1 protein-coding gene is annotated in these 774 nt (G+C 68.6%); it reads left to right on the forward strand.

Annotated elements, in window-relative coordinates:
* Positions 1–774 (forward strand): sugar phosphate isomerase/epimerase family protein (locus CEK66_RS20235; RefSeq protein WP_152238074.1); only part of this gene is annotated, 774 nt, incomplete at both ends.

The raw sequence follows: 774 nt of genomic DNA on the forward strand, positions 1-774 counted from the left end.
CCTGCAGGGACAGCTGGTCGCCGTCCACCCCGCCTACGACGGCCTGTTCGACGGCTTCGCACCGCCGGACAAGCGCGGCAACCCCGCCGCCCGCCAGGCCTGGGCGGTGGAGCAGCTGCAGTTGGCCGCCAAGGCCAGCCAGCGCCTGGGACTGACGGCGCATGCCACGTTTTCCGGCGCGCTGGCCTGGCCCTACTTCTATCCCTGGCCGCAACGCCCGCCCGGACTGGTGGAAGAAGCCTTCGCCGAGCTCGGCCGGCGCTGGCGTCCGATCCTGGATGCCTTCGACGCCTGCGGCGTGGACCTGTGCTTCGAGATCCACCCGGGCGAGGACCTGCACGACGGCGCCACCTTCGAGCGCTTCCTCGACGTGGTCGACCAGCACCCCCGCGCCAAGATCCTGTACGACCCCAGCCACCTGCTGCTGCAGCAGATGGACTACCTGGGTTTCATCGATCGCTACCACGCGCGCATCGGCATCTTCCACGTCAAGGACGCGGAGTATCGCGCCAGCGCGCGCAGCGGCGTCTATGGCGGCTACCAGGACTGGATCGATCGTCCGGGGCGGTTCCGCTCGCTCGGGGACGGCCAGGTCGACTTCAAGGCCATCTTCTCCAAGTTCGCGCAATACGATTTCCCGGGCTGGGCGGTGCTGGAGTGGGAGTGCTGCCTGAAGCATCCGGAAGACGGGGCGCGGGAGGGGGCCGCGTTCATTCGCGACCACATCATCCGCGTGACCGAACGCGCCTTCGACGATTTCGCCGATAACGGCCC

This window comes from Xanthomonas sp. LMG 12460, assembly GCF_009192895.1.
GTDB classification, from domain to species: domain Bacteria; phylum Pseudomonadota; class Gammaproteobacteria; order Xanthomonadales; family Xanthomonadaceae; genus Xanthomonas_A; species Xanthomonas_A sontii.